The sequence below is a fragment of the Duganella dendranthematis genome (genome assembly GCF_012849375.1).
Classification (GTDB): Bacteria; Pseudomonadota; Gammaproteobacteria; order Burkholderiales; family Burkholderiaceae_D; genus Rugamonas; species Rugamonas dendranthematis.
On sequence record NZ_CP051684.1, the window covers coordinates 4,597,538 to 4,614,965 of the forward strand.

Sequence of the window (17,428 nt, forward strand, 5' to 3'; positions counted from 1 at the left end):
TGGCTTGCGCCGGTTAGCGTCAGCTACAGCGAAAGAACTGGTTTTGAAAACATCCGAATTGGTACAAAACTCCCCGTCCAGATTGGTCATTGCGTCGCGGGAGAGCCGTCTCGCCATGTGGCAAGCCGAGCACGTCCGCGATCGCTTGACATTATTATATCCGCAGTGCGATGTCAAAATTGTCGGAATGACGACTCGTGGCGATCAAATTCTGGATCGCACCCTGTCGAAGGTGGGGGGCAAAGGCCTGTTTGTGAAAGAACTGGAAGTGGCGATGGCCGAAGGCCGCGCCGATCTGGCCGTGCACTGCCTGAAAGACATGCCGATGGAGTTGCCTGAAGGCTTCGCCATGGCGGCGGTGATGGAGCGCGAAGATGCGCGCGACGCCTTTGTTTCCAACGATTACGCTTCGCTGGATGAACTGCCGGCCGGCGCGATTGTCGGCACAAGCAGCCTGCGCCGTCAGGCGCTGATCGCCGCCCGTTATCCGCAACTGGTGATCAAGCCGCTGCGCGGCAATCTCGATACCCGTCTGGCCAAGCTGGACCGTGGCGAATACGCCGCCATCATCCTGGCCGCTGCCGGCCTCAAGCGTCTGGGCCTGGCCGAGCGCATTCGTTCGTTGCTGTCGCCGGAAACCAGTTTGCCGGCGCCGGGGCAGGGCACGCTGGCGATTGAAATTCCCGAGCGAGACGACGGTCTCGACTTGGTCGCGCTGCTGGCGCCGCTGCATCACGCGCACAGCGCGCTGGTGTCGATCGCCGAGCGCAAGGTGTCGCAAGTGTTTGGCGGCAGCTGCCAGATTCCGCTGGCGTCCTACGCCACCATCGACGGTGACCAGATGCACCTGCGCGCCATGGTGGCGACGCCGGACGGCACGCGCATGATCAGCGCCGAAGCGCGCGGCCCGGCCGCCGACGCCGAGGCGCTGGGCGCGCAAGTGGCCGAACTGCTGCGCGTGCAGGACGCCGAAGGCATCTTGGCCGCCTGCCTGAGCGAAGCGGCGCAAGCCGACGACGATGCGCGCTCGGCCGAGCTGGCCGCCAGCGCCGCCGGCAAGCCGGTCGTCTGATCTGAGGATGGCCGGCGCCGTCGTCATCACCCGTCCTCTGGCGCAAGCCGCGCCGCTGGCCGCCCGCGTGGCGGCCCTGGGCCGTACGGTCGAAGTGCTGCCGTTGCTAGATATCGCGCCGCTGGCCGATCAACGGCAACTGCAAGCCACGCTGGCCCGGCTGGCGGACTATGCGCTGGTGGCCTTCGTTTCGCCCAATGCCATCGATGCCGCGTTCGCCCATATACAACAGTGGCCGCCAGGCGTAACGCTGGCGGTGGTGGGCGAGGGCAGCCGCACCGCGCTCGCCGCGCATGGCGTCACGCCGGACCGCTACCGCATCGTCTGCCCGGCCGACAACGTCCCCAGCGACTCCGAACATCTGCTGCAAACGCTGGACCTGGCGGCCCTGAAAGGCCAGCCGGTGCTGATCATCCGTGGCGAAAGCGGCCGCGAGCTGATGGGCGACGGCTTGCGCGCCGCCGGGGCGCTGGTCGACGTGGTGCCAGCCTACCGCCGCTCGGTGCCGCCGCTGACGGCCGAACTGGCGGCCACGCTGCGCCGTTTGCTGGCGCAGCAAAACGACTGGATCATCACCAGCTCCGAAGCCTTGCGCGGCCTGTGCGGCATCCTGGCCAGATTGGACTTGCAGCACCCTGACGCGATGCAGCACAATAGCGTTGTAGCAATGCAACAACAGCATCTGATCGTGCCCCACGCCCGAATTGCCGAAACGGCAAATAATTTAGGATTTTCCAAGCTGACGCTTACCGGATCAGGCGACGAACGCCTGCTGGCCGCGTTACAATCATGCCTATGAACGATTTGCCTACTTTACCTGACCCAGCCGTCTCGTCCGCCAAAGCCAACGAGATCCCGCCTGCGGCCACGCCGCCAACGCAGTCTGAACCGAGCCTGCTCGAAACCCTGCAACAGCCGCAAATGCTGTCGGTGGGGATACTTGTGCTGGCGATCCTGCTGGCCGGCCAGACCTGGTATTCGCATGCGCGTGTCAGCAAGCTGCGCGAGGAAGTGGCGATGCGCCTGCAAAAGGGCGACGCGGTCAATGCCGACACCGGCAGCCAGGTGCACAGCGTGCAGGAAAGCACCAAGGAGCTGCAAGCCAAGGTCGCGCTGCTGGAAAGCAAACAGCAGGAAGCGCAGAGCCAGCAACTGGCGCTGGAGCAGCTGTATCAGGATCTGTCGAAAAACCGCGACGAATGGGCGCTGACCGAGATCGAGCAAGTGTTGTCGACCGCGTCGCAGCAGCTGCAACTGGCCGGCAACGTGCCGGGGGCGCTGATCGCATTGCAGAACGCCGACCGCAGCCTGTCGCGTTCCGACAAGCCGCAATTCATCACCATCCGCCGCGCCATCGCCCGCGACACCGACAAGCTGAAAGCGTTGCCGAGTGTGGATTCGGTCGGCGTCGCGCTGCGCCTGGACAACGCTATCGCGCAGATCGATACGCTGCCGATGCTGTCGGACGAGAAGCCGACGCTGCCGGCGCCGCCCGAGAAGAAAGTCAAAACCAAGGTCGTGCATGGCAAAGACGGCAAATCGGTGGTGGTCGAGCAGACCACCAGCCCATGGCTGCAAGCGTTGCAGGACGGCTGGAATGGCTGGAGCAGCGAGATGTGGACCGACGTCCGCCAGCTGGTGCGGGTGCGCAATGTGGACACGCCGGATGCGCTGATGCTGTCGCCAACGCAGGCCTACTTCATGCGCGAAAACCTCAAGCTGCGTCTGCTGAATGCGCGCATGGCGCTGCTGTCGCGTAACGAAGGTGCTTTCCGTGCCGACCTGATCGCGGCGCAGGACGCGCTGGTCAAGTATTTCGACACCCGCGCCCGTTCCACCCAGACCGTGCAGGCGCTGCTGCGTCAGGTGCAGAGCAGCAATCTCGCAATTGAGATGCCGACCCTGTCCGACAGCCTGAACGCGGTGCGCAACTACAAAGCGAAGCCATAGTCATGCGTTTATTTCTCTGGTTAGTCGCCATGATGGCCGCCGCCATCGGTATTGCCGTGACGGCGCGCTTCAATCCGGGCAATGTGGTGCTGTTTTATCCGCCGCACCGCATCGACCTGTCGCTGAACTTGTTTGTGGCGCTGGAGCTGGCGCTGTTCATCTTCCTGTACATCGTGATCCGCGCCTTCCGTGCGACGGTCAAGATGCCGCGCAAGGTCGCCGCCTATCGCCAGCAAAAGCGCGAACGTGATGGCAACAAGGGCTTGCGCGAAGCGGCGAAGGCGCTGTTTGAAGGCCGTTTCGGCCACGCCGAGAAGGCCGCGCTGCGTGCTTCCGAACTGCCGGAAAACGTTGGCGTCGCCTCGCTGATCGGCGCCCGCGCCGCGCACCGCATGCGCCAGTCGGCGCGCCGCGACCAGTGGCTGAACAAGCTGGTGGACGACAATGCGATGAAAACCGCGCGCCTGATGACCATGACCGAACTGCTGGTCGACGACCATCAGCCCGAAGCGGCGCTGGACGCCGTGCGCGAACTGAACGCCAGCGGCACGCGTCACATTCACGCCTTGCAGATGTCGCTGAAAGCGCAGCAGCAGGCCAAGAACTGGCCGGAAGTGTTGCGCCTGGTGCGTTCGCTGGACAAGCACCGCGCGCTGCATCCGGCCTTGTCGTCGCGCCTGCGTGAGCTGGCGTATGACGATTTGCTGTCCGATGCGTCGCACGACGCCGAATCGCTGCAGCGCGTCTGGAGCACGGTGCCGACAGCCGACCGCATCAAGCCATACGTGGCGTGCCGCGCCGCCGCCGCGCTGAATGCGCGTGGCCTGCATGACGAAGCGCGTCTGGTGGCGGAAGAATCGCTGGCCGCCGATTGGGACGACCGCGTGGTGCGCACTTACCGCGAAGCCGCTGCGCCGGCTGGTTCGGCGGCGTTGCTGATGCAGATCGAGCATTGCGAGAACTGGGCCAACGCCCGCCCGACCGACGCCGAACTGGCACTGACCTTGGGTTCGCTGTGCCTGAAGCAGAAACTGTGGGGCAAGGCGCAGCGCTATCTGGAGCAGGCCTTGTCGGACGCCGCCGACCCGCGCATGGTGCGCGAATCGCACCTGAAGCTGGCGCAGCTGCATGAAGCGCTGGGGCAGGAAGCAGAAGCCGCCAACCACTACCGCCAGTGCGCACTGGCGACAATCCTCTAAACAGAAGGCCGGTCATCACCGGCCTTTTTTTCGTCCGGATATTTTTTCTTCAGGTAGAGATAAACCCAGAGTGTCGCTGCCGATCCACCGAAGATGCCAATAGCGAGGACGATATACAGATAAATGTCTAAAGGCTTCATGCTGAACTCCGCACCGAGAAATGTTGAAATAGTATGAAGCCTAAGGTGGTGGACACCGCGCACAGCCCTACGCTGCCTGTTAGGACTGCGGAAACATTGATTAGTTCCGCATTGTGCTCACCGATCGTCGCAACCGCATAAAGCGCTCCATATGTGGCGATAAAAACAGTGGAAATGCTGTTCAGCAGTGTTTTGGATGCGTTATCCAGGGTTGGTATATGCGCGGTCTCGTTTAGGATTGAGACGTGCATAACCAGCCCTAAGGTGATGAAGTCTACCGTAGCCAATGGATCTACCGTCCCGGTCGTCGTAGTTGCCCAGCTTAGAAGCCGGGTCAGGATCGGGATCAGGCCGACCAGCAGGGTGTGGATCAGCCATTTGTTGTTGGGGGAAATCATGAGCGGACCTCGCTGCGCTGCGCCGGAACTGCAGTGTAAGCAGATCGCCGGGTGGCGCAGTTGAGGTGGCTCAGGCAGGGTCGGAGTCGGCTGGGTAGCCTTCGATTTTCCAGCGCAGCATGCCGCCGGCCAGGTTGGCGACTTTGGTGAAGCCTGCCTTGGTCAGCAGCACGCTGGCCTGCGCCGAGCGCACGCCGGAGCGGCATACGGCAACAATCGGTTGCGAGCGATCGAATTCGTCCATGCGGCCGGTCAGCTCCGACAGCGGCACCAGCGTGGCGCCGTGCAGGTGGCCCAGGCGGTCGATGAATTCCGGCGCTTCGCGCACATCGATAATCTGCACTTTGTTCAGCCGTTCCAGCAAGGCCATCGGCTCGATTTCCCACACGCCGCTGAAACGCAAGGTCAGCGGCGCCCAGTCCGGGGTGTCGGTCGGCGCGTCGCCTTCCGGCTTGCCGCAGCGCAGGTTGGCCGGCACCGCCACCGCGATCAGCTTCGGATGCGGCAGGTTGAGGTTGTTCATGTGGCCGGTGAAATCGCCGACATCGACGTCGCCGCCCAGGCGCGGGTTGTAGCGTCGCTCCTCCGCCACGCTGGTGACGGTGATGCCGCGGTAGTCGTGGGCAGGATACAGCAGGCAAGCGCCCGGCAGGCTGAGAATCTGTTCATGCACCGAGGCGAACAGCTGCTGCGGACTGCCTTGCTGGAAGTCGGTGCGGCCGCAGCCGCGTATCAGCAGGCTGTCGCCGGTGAAGGCCATGCTCTCATCGTCCAGCACATAGGTCAGGCAGCCGCTGGTGTGGCCGGGCGTGGCGCGCACTGTCAGGTGGCGCGAGCCGAAGGGGATGCGGCCGCCGTGTTGCAGGGGCGAATCGGCTTCGGCGGCACCGGAGGCGGCGGAGACGGCAATGCGGCTGCCGCTGCGCGCGCGCAGGCGCCAGGCGCCGGTGACGTGGTCGGCGTGGACGTGGGTGTCCAGCGTGGCCAGCAGCGTCAGGCCCAGTTCGTGCACCAGCGCCAGGTCGCGTGGAACGTGTTCGTAGACCGGGTCGATCAGCACCGCCTCGCCGCCATCACCCAGCAGATAGGTGTAGGTGGAAGAGGTGGGATCGAACAGTTGGCGGAAGATCATCATGCGTTATCCGAATAAGGAGAGCTGTTATCATAGCAAATACCCAACGGTGTTGCGCCGCACAAGCAATCTGTACTTGGATATAACGGCAAGGATTTGCCATAGCGTCTTTACCTAATGGCCGATTTTCGTTATCGCCATTCGGGCGAAACGAGGGCGAAAAGCACCCAGAGGTCTCATATGTGGTCGAAGTAATAAAATGTGAACGCACACGATTACCAATATTAAAAGACGGCGCGTGGCGGCAAAAGCCCTTGGGTAAGACACTCAAAATCAGCGACTTTGCCTGATCGTCACCTTCTTTTCGACGACTCGCTCGAAAATGTCGGGCAGCGCGTTGTCATCCAGTTCGAGCCATTTTCCGTAGGTGCACCATCGTCGTATCCTTGTGTCCCATCTGCTTTGCGACATAGAGCAGGTTGACGCCGGAAGATAGAAGAGTCGATGCGAATGTATGCCTGGTTTGATACAGCACCCGATGACGCACACCGGCCTTCTTGAGTACCGAGTTCCACTTGGTGGACACGCGCGAGGAGTCCTGCCAGTCGGCGTTATGGAAAGGATCGTGGAATACGAGGTCACCCTCAAGCAAGGTGTATTGGCGCTGGTCGAGGAGGGCCTGCAGTGCACCGCGCCGCAAGTCGATGGTGCGCCGCCCCGAGTCCGTTTTCGTCTCGTCCCGCGTGATACGGACGACCCGCGCGCGTTCCACTCGGACAGTGTTTTCAACAAGATCGACGGAGCTCCACTTCAGTGCCGTATGCGCGGTCGGCCGCACGCCAGTAGTGAAGGCGAACAGGAACATGTTGCGCTCCTGCGGCTTAGCGTTAGCAATGATCGCTTTGATCTCAGCTGCACTGAATGGATCCACCTCGTAGTCGACACGCTTTGCCTCTTTAGGCAGCAGCCTATTCAGTTTCACGCGGTCGAGTGGATTGGCAGCGATCAGATTGTCGTTCACCGCCGCCTCCAGCGCTTCACGGAGCGGGATCAGTAGTTATCTGATGCTCCGGTCTTTGAGATTTAGGACAATGATCCACTCGCGCAATAGCGCTGGCGTCAAGGCGACGACCTGCGCGGATGCAATGCCTTACCGGAAACAGCTATTGGAGAAGGTGAGATGACCATCAACTTGAGCAAATTTGCAGGTTTGGCCGTCGCCGTGCTGCTGGCCAGTTGCTCCAGCGTTCCTGCGCCGTCCACGCAGATCGTCCAGGTTCCGGTGCCGAGGCCCTGCGTGAAGGCCGCGCCGGTGCGCCGGCGTATGAGTTCGACCAGCTACCGGTTACGGCCAGCGATAGCGACAAGATTCTTGCTCTCTTGCGCAATTGGGCACACTACCGCAAATACACTGCTGACCTGGAGGCGATATTTTTAAGTGGTTGTTCTTAGTGGTTTTAGGTTAATAAAAAAATAAAATATCAGTTGCAAATTCAATAATTTCAGTTTTAAAATGGGACGCCTCACTGTGAGGATTGATTCGTTCCTTTTTAAATACATTTAAGGAGTTGTGCGATGAAGTTAATCAAGGGAGTTTGCGCTGGCATTAGTCTGTTCGCTGGAATTTATGCTTCTGCCGCATACACGGCACCGGCTGAGGGCGAGATCATTCGCTACTATGATGCGAATCATATTCAGGTCGGCTATTCCGAGCAAACGTGTACCGGCCGGACCAACTACATAGGTAATACGCACACCGATTACTATGAAATTGAAACCTACTCCTGTGGCTTCCCTCCTTATCATCCACAAGATCCCGCACCAGAGAATTGCGGTTGGGATCACTTCCTGGACTGTTAAGTAAGTAATCCAATGTTGCTGTCTGTAAAACGATTTGTTTGCGGACAGCAATCAAGTTTAAGTTGAGGAAGCGGCGCGTAAGCGACAGCTGGTCAAATTCTTACTCACAGCAATCTCAACTGGGCATTCGGCACCGGCGTCTGCGCCGACAGCTCTGGTTTTTGGCGCGCGGCGGCACTGGGAATTCCCACGCCCGCATCAGCTCGGCCGGGTAGGGACGTAGGAAGCTGCGTCCCCGCGCTGGATCCTTGCAACCGAGCCAGTCATCCCATTCTGCGTGCGGGACTACAACCAGCACTCTCTTCTCGTCGCCAGTCTTACGGAAGCTTCGTATTAGCGGCCGGTCGTCCGCGTTGATCGTCAGCGTGTGAAGCCGTGTTCATAGCCAGCTTCACAATCCCATTCGCGCCCCAGGCCGGCCACGGCTAACATCGATTCGTAGTCGGCGCCGAAATGCCTAGCTCGTGCCCTTTTGTAACATCGCCATTGCCTTTTCATAGGTTAGGTCGTAACGTATCGCAGTGAAACCATTGCTACCACCGTCAATTCCATAGCCAACATCCTGCACGGTGTCATAAGGGATTCTCGATGCTTGGGATATTTCCATCCACAGGTAGGATCGTATAGGCTCGGTTTGCTTCAGCAGTAGTTCATTGATGACCTGTTCCATCTTTTGTGCAGCAGCGTTGGCGGCCCGGACTTTCTCTAACCTCTTCGCGTTAGAACCGCGATAATTTTGTCGGGACACTTAGATGGGGTGCTTTACCAAGTGACGCTCCCAATTTTCATTAGTGGTGAATTTTACATCACTCTGAAAGTGTGGCGCTAAGATTCAGCGCAGCGCGCACAGCGCGCTTCTCGTCGGCGTAGTCGTGATGCATATAGTGGGCGCCGGACTTTGCTGCCCTGCATGACGTGATTCTGGCAGGGGTGAATGATGTCGAGCGACACGCCTAGCTGTTGCATCGTGGTGGGAACGGTACGGCGGTGGTGCGGCTGCACCCTCCAGTGCACTAGGCGCGATAGTCTGCCGGGCGAAATCTGGGCGAAAGCTCGAACCTTTCCACACCATGACAGCCCTATTGATTCTGTGAGCGCATCGTATGTATGGGCCTGCACTGGTTTGCAGAAGTCTTAACACCCCGTTCTGCGTTTGGATATAATGACGCGGTTAAACACAGCCTGTAAACAGAGGAAAATCCATGAGCTTGAACAAAGTGTCTTCCGGTAAAGACGTGCCTAACGACTTCAACGTCGTCATCGAAATCCCGATGAACGCTGATCCGATCAAATATGAAGTCGATAAAGAGTCGGGCGCGATCTTCGTTGACCGTTTCATGGGCACTGCCATGCACTACCCATGCAACTACGGCTACGTGCCGAACACCCTGTCGGCTGATGGCGATCCGGTTGATGTGCTGGTCATCACCCCGTTCCCGCTGTTCCCAGGCGTGGTGGTGCGCTGCCGTCCAATCGGCGTGCTGAAAATGACCGACGAAGCCGGTGAAGACGCCAAAGTGCTGGCGGTACCGGTCGACAAAGTGCTGTCGATCTACAGCCACTGGCAGAAGCCGGAAGATATCAACGAACTGCGCCTGCGCCAGATCCAGCATTTCTTCGAGCACTACAAAGACCTGGAAAAAGGCAAGTGGGTCAAGATCGAAGGCTGGCATGGTCCAGAAGCCGCCAAAGAAGAAATCCTGGCCGGCGTCGCCAACTACCAGAAACAGCCGGCAGCCTGAGTTTCAGTCTCTGCTGAGTAAAAAAAAGCCCCTCATTCAGAATGAGGGGCTTTTTTTATTTACAGTGCTATATCCGGCACTTTTTTCACCACGCCCGGCGCGGCGGGCAGGGCGCCGGCAACAAAGCCTTCCAGGCTAGGCGAGGCGATCGTCAATTGCAGGGTTTCTGCGGTGGCTGCCCATTCCGCCGCCAGCAAGTCCGGGTGCTCATTCAGCTTCTTGCCGTATGACGGCACGATTTCGCGAATTTTTTCCTGCCAGGCAGCGCTCTTGATCTGCTCCGGGAACACTTTTTCCAGCAGCGACAGCATGATCGCCGGCGAGGTCGAGCCGCCCGGCGATGCACCCAGCAAGGCCGACACCGAGCGGTCCGCCGACACCACGACTTCGGTACCCAGCTTCAGCACGCCGCCCTTGTCCGGCATGTTCTTGATGATCTGCACGCGCTGGCCGGCTTGCCACAGGCGCCAGTCTTCGTCTTTTGCTTCCGGCATGTAGCGGCGCAACGCATTCATCTTGTCTTCGCGCGACAGTTCCAGCTGCTGTGCCAGGTATTTGACGAGTGCAAATTCATGCGCGCCGACTTGCAACTGCGGAATGACATTCGACGGCGTGGTGGCTTTGGCGATATCGAAGTACGAGCCGTTCTTAAGGAACTTGGTCGACCAGGTCGCGAATGGTCCGAACAGCAGCACGGTTTTGCCATCCAGCACGCGGGTATCCAGGTGCGGCACCGACATCGGTGGCGAACCGGTATCCGCCAGGCCGTAGACCTTGGCCAGGTGGCGCGCGGTGATAGCCGGATTATCCGTCACCAGGAACTCGCCGCCGACCGGGAAGCCGCCATACTGCTTGGCTTCCGGAATGCCGGACAATTGCAGCAGCGGCAGCGCAGCGCCGCCGGCGCCGATAAAGATGTGGCGCGCGTCAATGGTCTGGATCTTGGACTTGTCCTTGATGTCGAACGCCGATACGCGCCACGAGCCATCGTCATTGCGGGTGATCGAGCGCACTTCAAAGCCGGTAGTAATCTTGCTGCCGTTTTTGCTCAGGTGCTGGTAGAACTGGCGGGTGATCGAGCCCAGGTTGACGTCGGTGCCGAGCGGCGAGCGGGTGGCGGTGACCATCTCGTCCGGCTTGCGGCCTTCCATTATGATCGGGATCCATTGCTTGATCTGGACCGGATCGGTGCTCATTTCCATGCCGGCGAACAGCGGCGAGGCCTTCAGCGCGGCGACGCGTTTGGTGATGAACTCGCGGTTCTCCGGACCAAACACCAGGTTCATGTGCGGCGTCGAATTGATGAATTCACGCGGATTGCCCAGTACGCCCTTGCGCACCTGGTGCGACCAGAACTGGCGCGAGATCTGGAAACTCTCGTTGATCTCGATCGCCTTGTCGATATGCACCACGCCTTTGTCGTCCATTGGCGTGTAGTTCAGTTCGCAGAGCGCGGAGTGGCCGGTGCCGGCGTTGTTCCAGCCGTTGGAACTTTCTTCCGCCACCTTGTCCAGACGTTCGAACACTTCGAAGGTCCATTTGGGCTCCAGCTCGGTCAGATAGGTGCCGAGCGTGGCGCTCATGATGCCGCCGCCGATCAGCAGCACGTCAACCGAACGGTCCGCCTTGGCGGCGCGGAACTGGCCGCCGAAGAAAATCGAGTAACCGCCCCATACGGCCGCAGCGCCTACAGCGGCGCCGATAAACTGGCGCCGGGAGAAACGCTTGCCACTGGGATTCTGGTTATCTGCTTGAGTCATGGGGATTTACCTTTCTGGGAAAATATTGAAAGTGATAGGCACTTTTCGGCCCTTGTCCCCGTGGTTTTGCGTGCATACCTTCGCTATCCGCCACAGCGGATAGCTGAAAGTATATTCACAAACCTTGTTCTTATGTTGAGTGCGTCGTGCGCGGTCAGGCTTGGCGAGCTTGCGCTGGCTGGTGTTCGAGGTTGGCTTCGGCTTCTGCCTCGGCTTCGCGGCGCAGGCGCGACATGTATTGCGGCGTGATGCCCAGGTAGGACGCAATTGCGCGTTGCGAAATGCGTGCTTCCAGGCCCGGATACTCTTCGCGGAACGCCGTCAGCCGCTCCTGCGCCGATGTCTCGCCGCTGTTATAGGCGCGCTGGGCCATGCTTTGCAGGCCGGCCATGGCGATATTCAGATGGTAATTCTGCATGACTTCGTGCTGCGCGCGCAGGTCGGAGGCGGTCTTCCAGTCCAGCGTGAAGCCGTGGATCGGCGTCTCGGCGATCAGGAACTGCACCGCAGGCTGGCCGCTTTCGCCGCTGATCAGGTCGGTCAGGGTGGTGGCCGATTCGCCTTCGCGGTAGAAGCGCAGCGTGACTTCCACGCCTTCGCGATTAAAGAAACCACTGCGGGCCACGCCGCTGGCCAGCCAGTGCACCTGCGTGGCCGGCGTGCCGGCCCGTTGCAGGTATTCGCCTTTGCGTACATGAAACGGCTTGGCGATGCCCGCCAGGATATTGGTTACATGGTTGTACGCGTCTTCGCTGACGTCAATCCGCTTCATTGTGGTGGCTTTGAAGCGGTTACGTTGTTTTATAAAATCTGCATTCATGCTGTCTTTGCCACGTTCCTAGAAAACTTTCCAAGGGGGCACAAAGTAAGGCCCGATCGAACTTGCTGTGAAGCAAACTGGATTATCCGCGGCTATTTTACTCCCTTACGTAAATTCCCGTACATTTTTAAGCCAGCATGCAAGCTGCGGCACCCCCAAGATGCCGCAGCATGGCCTTGATTTAGCCGCGGCCGCGCGCGAATTGCAGGGCGGTTTCAGCCACGCGCTTACCCAGATGTTCGGCCGTGCGCAAGTCGGCCAGCGGCGGGGCGACATCCGCACCCTGGTCGGCATTCGACTGCGCCGCCGCACCGAGGAAGAAGCCGAGACGGTTCAAGTCTTCTTCCGAACCGGTGCTGGAGTTGTTGCCCGGTGGCAGACCCAGGCTGATCCAGTGCATGCCGTGCTGGGCGGCGAAGATGGCGATCTGCTGCAGGCTGGCCAGCTTGTCGCCGGAGCGCGAGGCCGAGTTGGTGAAGCCGGCCGCCAGCTTGTTGCGCCAGGTGCCGCCGGCCGCGTACACGGCGCGCGAGGTGGCGTCCTGGAACGCTTTGAATTGCGCCGACGGACCGCCCATGTAGGTCGGCGCGCCGAAGATGATGGCGTCGGCCTGTTCCAGTTCCGCCCACGGCGCCTCGGCGCCATCGACCGGATACAGACGGGCCGTCACGCCTTCGACCCGGGCGGCGCCGGCGCTGACTGCTTCGGCCTGGCGCGCGGTGTGGCCATAGCCCGAGTGGTACACCACGGCGACGATTGCTTTGGTCATTTTGCTACTCCTGATGTGATTGGTGATCCACCAGCATAGAACGCAGCCGCCAATGTTGTTACGCCTGATGCGGGGGGTAACTTCTCTGCCGAAAGTCGTAGAGGCGGGCTGACCTCGTCCAGGAATTCGATGCGGCGTTCGGCGGCCAGGCGGCCAGGCAGTTCGCGTTCGAACTCGGCGCGATAGTGGCGGGGCAGGTGGTGCTGCAGGAAGTACTCGCGGTCGCAGCTCCAGGTTTCGTACACCACCAGTGTGTTGGGATCGTTCTGCGAGCGATGCAGCGTGCAATTCAGAAAGTCCGGCTCGCGCGACATATCCGTCAGCACCTGGCGCACGCCGGCTTCCAGCTCGGCGTAGCGTTCCGGCTTGGCCGGCAGGTGCACAATAAAAGTAAGGCGATTTTGTGAGGTCATGATGGGCTCCCTGGGATCAGGCGGCGAAGCCGCCGTCGATCAGCAGGTCGGCGCCGGTGACGAAGGCGGCTTCCGGACTGGCCAGGTAGGCCACCATGGCGGCGATTTCGTCGGCGTGGCCGTGGCGTGGAATCGCCATCAGACCGTGCATGGTGGCGGCGAAATCGCCAGTAGCCGGGTTCATTTCCGTGTCGACAGGACCGGGCGCGACGTTGTTGACGGTGATGCCACGGCTGCCGAGGTCACGCGCCATGCCTTTGACCAGGCCGGTCAGAGCGGACTTGCTCATGGCATACGCTGCGCCGCCGGCGAATGGCATGCGCTGGGCGTTGGTGCTGCCGATGTTGATGATGCGGCCGCCGTCAGTCATGTGCGCGGCGGCGGCTTTGCTGGCCACGAACACGGCGCGCACATTGACCGCCACGGTTTTGTCGAAGTCTTCCAGCGAGAACTGGTCCACTGGCCCCATCAGCAGCACGCCGGCGCTGTTCAGCAGGATGTCCAGGCGGCCGAAGCGGGCGGCGACGCCGTCGATGGCCTGAGTCAGTGCGGCCGCATCGGTGGCGTCGGCCTTGACGGCGATGGCGTTGCCGCCTGCGGCTTCGATTTCTGCAACCAGTGCTTCGGCGGCGCTGGCGGACGCGGCGTAACCGATTGCTACCGTTGCGCCTTCACGTGCCAGGCGGCGGGCGCTCGCGGCACCGATGCCACGCGAACCACCGTTGATGAAAGCGACTTTACCGTTCAGATTGGTGCTCATGATGTGTTCCTCTTGGAAGTGGTTAGTTGATGAACACAGTATGGGCGTCCGATTGCAGTGGCGGTAGTCATGAATGATCGCATTCATTTTCAACCAATGGTATCAATTAAGGCCGTGTGCCGCCCTCGACGGGAGCGCGCCAGCGCCGTCAGTCGTCGGCGGCTTTGAAGGGAATGTGCTCGGACAACTCGTCGATGTAGTCGTTCATGGCGGCGGTTTCCTGGGCCAGGAAATCGGCGATGGCGTCGGCGAAACGGCGGTCGGCCACCCAATGCGCCGACCAGGTCGGCGTTGGCACCAGGCCGCGCGACATCTTGTGCACGCCTTGCGCGCCGCCCTCAAAGCGGGCGATGCCGTGCTGGATACAGTAGTCGATCGACTGCACGTAGCAGGTTTCGAAATGCAGGCCGGAGACGAATTCCTGCGTGCCCCAGTAGCGGCCGTACATGATGTTACCGCCGACCAGGTTCAGCGCCACCGCCACTGGTTGCTCGCCGCGCCTGGCCAGCACGATCATCAAGCTGTCAGGCGTTTCCGCCAGCAGGCGCTGGAAGAAGGCCAGCGACAGATACGGCTTGGAGAAGTGCGCCTGGTAGGTCGATACATAGCACTGGTAGAAGAAACGCAGCACCTCGTCGGTGATGGCGCGGCCGGCCAGGTGCTCGAAATGGATGCCGGCGTCCTGCACGCGGCGGCGGTCCTGGCGCAGTTTTTTGCGCTTGTCCATTTTCATGGTGGCGAGGAAGGCGTCGAAGTCGGCGTAGTCCTGGTTCTCCCAGTGGAACTGCACGCCTTCACGCAGCATGTAGCCGGCATCGGCCAGCGCCTGCTTGTCCTGCTGGTCGGGGAACAAGATGTGCAGCGACGAGGTATCCAGCTGCTGCGCCAGTTGCAGTGCGGCGCGCGCCAGCAGTTGGCGGTCTTGCGCCGTGTGGGCCAGCAGCCGGCTGCCGGTCACCGGCGTGAACGGCACCGCCGACAGCAGTTTCGGATAGTAGGGGATGCCGTTGCGGTGGAAGGCGTCGGCCCAGGCATGGTCGAATACGTATTCGCCGCGGCTGTGCTCCTTCAGATAGAGCGGCATGGCGGCCTGCAGCACGCCGTCCCGGTGCAGCACCAGGTAGCGCGGCGACCAGCCGGTGCGGTCCGAGGCGCATTGCGTTTCGTGCAGCGCGTGCAGGAAAGTGTAGCTCAGCGTGGGATTGTCGCCCGCCAGCGCCTGCCACTGCGCCGGGTCGACCTCCGCCAATGAGTCGATGATCGTAAACTCTGCTTCTGCCACACTATCTCCTTCCACGTTGATGTGCCAGTCTAGCGCATGCGGGCGCGCTTTGCCCGTGCGATAATCGGATTTTGCGTACGCGAAAGACCCAACATGGCTTCGAATTTCTTCAATCTGTACACCCACGATTTTGCCCGCGTCGCGGTAGCCGCGCCGGTGTGCCGCATTGCCGATCCGGCCTACAACGCCGAACAGACCATCGCGCTGGCGGAACAGGCCGCCGCCCAAGGCGCCGCGCTGGTGGCCTTCCCCGAGCTGGGTCTGGCCGCCTATACCTGCGACGACCTGTTCCATCAGCGCGCCTTGCTGGACGGCGTGCTCGATGGCCTGGCGGCGATTCTTGACGCGTCCACCGACTGGAAGATGGCGGTGGTGGTCGGCGCGCCGCTGCGGGTGGAACATCAGTTGTACAACTGCGCGGTGGTGATCGCCAACGGCCAGATCCAGGGCGTGGTGCCGAAAAGCTATCTGCCCAACTACGGCGAGTTTTACGAGGCGCGCCAGTTCAGCAGCGGCGATTACGCGGTCGCCACCGAGATCGACCTGCTGGGCGAGCGCGTGCAGTTCGGCTCGGGCCTGCTGTTTGAAGTGGCCGACCTGCCGCTGCTCAAATTCCACGTCGAGATTTGCGAGGACGTCTGGGTGCCGGTGCCGCCGTCGTCGTTCGCGGCGCTGGCCGGCGCTACCGTGCTGGTCAACCTGTCGGCGTCGAATGCGCTGGTGGGCAAGGCCAACTACCGCAACCAGCTGGTCGGCCAGCAATCGGCGCGCTGCATCGCCGCTTATCTGTACACCTCGGCCGGCGGCGGCGAGTCCAGCACCGACATGGCGTGGGACGGGCAGGGCGTGATTTTCGAGAACGGCGAACTGCTGAACGAAGCCAAGCGCTTTGTCGACGAACCGTCGCTGACCTTTGCCGATATCGACCTCGAGCGCCTGTCGCGCGAACGCATGCGCATGAACACGTTCGCGCAATCAGTGCAGCGCCACGCGGCGGAGGTCGGCAAGTTTCGCACCGTGTTCTTCCCGCTAGAACTCGAACACGACCAGCCGCTGGCGCTGAAGCGCTGCATCGAACGCTTCCCGTATGTGCCGGCCGACGCGCGCCGCCGCGACGAGCGCTGCAACGAGGTCTACCACATCCAGGTGCAGGCGCTGGCCCAGCGCCTGACCACCAGCGGTCTTAAGAAAGTGGTGATCGGCATTTCCGGCGGTCTCGATTCGACCCACGCGCTGCTGGTCTGCGCGCGCGTGATGGACAAGCTGAAACTGCCGCGCACCAACATCCTGGCCTACACCATGCCCGGCTTCGCCACCAGCGAACGCACGCTGAAGCAGGCGCATGCGCTGATGAAGCTGGTCGGCTGCACGGCGCAGGAAATCGATATCCGCCCAAGCTGTATTCAGATGCTGAAGGATCTGAACCACCCGTACTCGGAGGGCAAGGAACAGTACGACATCACGTTTGAAAACGTCCAGGCCGGCGAGCGCACCAACCACTTGTTCCGCCTGGCGAACCACCACGGCGGGCTGGTGATCGGCACCGGCGACCTGAGCGAACTGGCATTAGGCTGGTGCACCTACGGCGTGGGCGATCATATGTCGCACTACAACGTCAACGCCAGTGTGCCGAAGACGCTGATCTCGCACCTGGTGCGCTGGGTGGCCGAGTCCGGCGTGATCGGCCGCAACGACGCGCAAGTACTGCTCGACATCCTCGGCACCGAGATCAGTCCCGAGCTGGTGCCCGGCGCCGCCGGCGGCCAGCCGGAGCAGCGCACGGAAAGCACCATCGGCCCGTACGAGCTGCAAGACTTCAACCTGTACTACGTGCTGCGCTTCGGCTTCAACCCGTCCAAGGTGGCGTTCCTGTCGCATACAGCGTGGAAGGACAAGGAGCAGGGCCGCTGGCCGGATGGCGAGCACGTCACGCGCAACCAGTACGACCTGGCCGCGATTGCGAAGAATCTCGGCATCTTCCTCGACCGCTTCTTCCGCACCAGCCAGTTCAAGCGCAGCTGCGTGCCGAATGCACCGAAGGTGGGCAGCGGCGGTTCGCTGTCGCCGCGCGGCGATTGGCGGGCGCCGAGCGATGCGCAAAGCGTTGTTTGGATGGAAGAACTACGCGCCATTCCGGTGCATGTGTAAAGAATAAGCTTATGTACATGGACAGCACGCGAGGGTCGATTAC

At 61.2% G+C, this 17,428-nt stretch carries 18 protein-coding genes; 7 read left to right on the forward strand and 11 right to left on the reverse strand.

The window, feature by feature from the left end:
• Positions 1-115: 115 nt before the first annotated feature.
• Genes hemC through HH213_RS21115 form a run of 4 tightly spaced genes read left to right on the forward strand, consistent with a single transcriptional unit; the run spans position 116 to position 4,221 of the window.
• Positions 116-1,072: a hydroxymethylbilane synthase gene (hemC, locus tag HH213_RS21100; protein ID WP_371875679.1), complete on the forward strand. Its 957-nt coding sequence runs from the start codon at positions 116-118 to the stop codon at positions 1,070-1,072.
• A 7-nt stretch (positions 1,073-1,079) separates the two neighbouring features.
• Complete coding sequence (locus HH213_RS21105) at positions 1,080-1,871, forward strand: uroporphyrinogen-III synthase (protein WP_110848551.1); 792 nt, start codon at positions 1,080-1,082, stop codon at positions 1,869-1,871.
• Positions 1,868-3,022 (forward strand): uroporphyrinogen-III C-methyltransferase, encoded by a 1,155-nt coding sequence (locus HH213_RS21110; protein ID WP_169113534.1) that lies wholly within the window; start codon positions 1,868-1,870, stop codon positions 3,020-3,022. Before HH213_RS21105 ends, HH213_RS21110 begins: the two co-directional genes overlap by 4 nt.
• Before the next feature lie 32 nt (positions 3,023-3,054).
• Positions 3,055-4,221, forward strand: coding sequence for a heme biosynthesis protein HemY (locus tag HH213_RS21115; protein ID WP_229263481.1), 1,167 nt, complete (start codon positions 3,055-3,057; stop codon positions 4,219-4,221).
• Here the strand turns inward: HH213_RS21115 and HH213_RS21120 are convergent.
• The 4 genes from HH213_RS21120 to HH213_RS21135 form a co-directional block, all read right to left on the reverse strand.
• Positions 4,218-4,361: a hypothetical protein gene (locus tag HH213_RS21120; protein WP_158288095.1), complete on the reverse strand. Its 144-nt coding sequence runs from the start codon at positions 4,359-4,361 to the stop codon at positions 4,218-4,220. The two genes, HH213_RS21115 and HH213_RS21120, sit on opposite strands and share 4 nt — an antisense overlap.
• The gene (locus tag HH213_RS21125) at positions 4,358-4,759 is read right to left on the reverse strand and encodes a hypothetical protein (protein ID WP_110848548.1); all 402 of its coding nucleotides are present in this window, start codon (positions 4,757-4,759) and stop codon (positions 4,358-4,360) included. The genes HH213_RS21120 and HH213_RS21125 overlap by 4 nt, the downstream gene beginning before the upstream one ends.
• A gap of 70 nt (positions 4,760-4,829) precedes the next feature.
• Positions 4,830-5,891, reverse strand: coding sequence for an MBL fold metallo-hydrolase (locus HH213_RS21130; RefSeq protein WP_169115302.1), 1,062 nt, complete (start codon positions 5,889-5,891; stop codon positions 4,830-4,832).
• Between the two features lie 340 nt (positions 5,892-6,231).
• Positions 6,232-6,852, reverse strand: a complete 621-nt coding sequence (locus HH213_RS21135; protein ID WP_169113536.1) for a site-specific integrase — start codon at positions 6,850-6,852, stop codon at positions 6,232-6,234.
• A 554-nt stretch (positions 6,853-7,406) separates the two neighbouring features.
• Here HH213_RS21135 and HH213_RS21140 point away from each other — a divergent pair.
• A complete protein-coding gene (locus HH213_RS21140) occupies positions 7,407-7,691 on the forward strand; it encodes a hypothetical protein (protein ID WP_169113537.1) in 285 nt (94 codons plus the stop codon).
• Positions 7,692-8,148: 457 nt separating this feature from the next.
• Here the strand turns inward: HH213_RS21140 and HH213_RS21145 are convergent, their stop codons facing one another.
• Positions 8,149-8,361 (reverse strand): hypothetical protein, encoded by a 213-nt coding sequence (locus tag HH213_RS21145; protein ID WP_169113538.1) that lies wholly within the window; start codon positions 8,359-8,361, stop codon positions 8,149-8,151.
• 532 nt (positions 8,362-8,893) lie between these two features.
• Between HH213_RS21145 and ppa the strand changes: the two genes are divergently transcribed.
• Positions 8,894-9,433, forward strand: a complete 540-nt coding sequence (gene ppa, locus HH213_RS21150) for an inorganic diphosphatase (RefSeq protein ID WP_110848547.1) — start codon at positions 8,894-8,896, stop codon at positions 9,431-9,433.
• A gap of 59 nt (positions 9,434-9,492) precedes the next feature.
• Here the strand turns inward: ppa and mqo are convergent, their stop codons facing one another.
• From mqo to HH213_RS21180, 6 genes are all read right to left on the reverse strand, one after another.
• Positions 9,493-11,193, reverse strand: a complete 1,701-nt coding sequence (gene mqo / locus HH213_RS21155; RefSeq protein ID WP_169113539.1) for a malate dehydrogenase (quinone) — start codon at positions 11,191-11,193, stop codon at positions 9,493-9,495.
• Between the two features lie 154 nt (positions 11,194-11,347).
• Entirely contained in the window at positions 11,348-11,965 is a 618-nt protein-coding gene (locus HH213_RS21160) for a Crp/Fnr family transcriptional regulator (protein ID WP_169113540.1), read from the reverse strand.
• Positions 11,966-12,194: 229 nt separating this feature from the next.
• Positions 12,195-12,782, reverse strand: a complete 588-nt coding sequence (locus HH213_RS21165) for a flavodoxin family protein (RefSeq protein WP_169113541.1) — start codon at positions 12,780-12,782, stop codon at positions 12,195-12,197.
• Positions 12,779-13,195, reverse strand: a complete 417-nt coding sequence (locus HH213_RS21170; RefSeq protein ID WP_169113542.1) for a putative quinol monooxygenase — start codon at positions 13,193-13,195, stop codon at positions 12,779-12,781. Before HH213_RS21170 ends, HH213_RS21165 begins: the two co-directional genes overlap by 4 nt.
• Before the next feature lie 16 nt (positions 13,196-13,211).
• A complete protein-coding gene (locus HH213_RS21175; protein ID WP_110848543.1) occupies positions 13,212-13,955 on the reverse strand; it encodes an SDR family oxidoreductase in 744 nt (247 codons plus the stop codon).
• A 148-nt stretch (positions 13,956-14,103) separates the two neighbouring features.
• The gene (locus tag HH213_RS21180) at positions 14,104-15,237 is read right to left on the reverse strand and encodes a GNAT family N-acetyltransferase (protein ID WP_169113543.1); all 1,134 of its coding nucleotides are present in this window, start codon (positions 15,235-15,237) and stop codon (positions 14,104-14,106) included.
• Between the two features lie 93 nt (positions 15,238-15,330).
• On the opposite strand from HH213_RS21180, the gene HH213_RS21185 reads away from it, so the two are divergent.
• Positions 15,331-17,385, forward strand: coding sequence for an NAD(+) synthase (locus HH213_RS21185; protein WP_169113544.1), 2,055 nt, complete (start codon positions 15,331-15,333; stop codon positions 17,383-17,385).
• The last annotated feature ends 43 nt before the right edge of the window (positions 17,386-17,428 follow it).